1 pseudogene is annotated in these 643 nt (G+C 62.8%); it reads right to left on the reverse strand.

Going from position 1 to position 643, the window contains the following annotated elements:
* Window positions 1-269: pseudogene (locus O3669_RS10880) on the reverse strand (IS256 family transposase); the annotation flags it as partial.
* Window positions 270-643 lie beyond the last annotated feature (374 nt).

Below are 643 nucleotides of genomic sequence, written 5' to 3' on the forward strand. Positions count from 1 at the left end.
AGGCAGCGTTGCACGCGCGTGGAGGGCCATAGGTGCGCGATAGCCGCCAAGGCGCCTGCAGCACCGTCGGTGGTGACCACATCGGCAGGAGCGAGGCGTTCAAGTAGGGCCGTGTAGGCCTGCGCGGATTCGTTGGCCGCCCACTGCCACTCCAGCACATGCTCGCGGTCTCGGGCGATCAGCAGCACCCATCCGCCTGACAGGTGCATGCCGTCAATGAAGATCTGATCGTGGACCTGCCCGGTGACGGGCGGGTGAGGTACCGGCACCTGCCAGCACCAACAGGTACGACGCCGGAAAGCGCGCGCTGAGCCTTCCTGTTCGTCTTGGGTGTGCCGAGACGTCGCCCACGCGATGAAGTCTGCCAGCTCATCGGCTTGTTCGTGTCGGCGCGCACGCCCTGATGGACATGTGGTTGACAGGGCGCACGAGGTGCATTTCCACCGTTGAGCGCCCGCCGCGGTGTGTCCATTCTTCTTCATCGGCACAGCGCACACCGGGCAACGCCGAGCACGATTCGATCGTGTTCTCACCCACTACACGATCACCCCAGAAAGTCAAGGAAGCTGCGCGATTAACCGCCCGAACCTAAATAACAGCGACTTTCGCCCGCAATCCCAACCTAAACACGGAACTTAAGCAC

The sequence above is a fragment of the Pauljensenia sp. 20925_1_34 genome (genome assembly GCF_041432775.1).
Lineage (GTDB): Bacteria > Actinomycetota > Actinomycetes > Actinomycetales > Actinomycetaceae > Pauljensenia.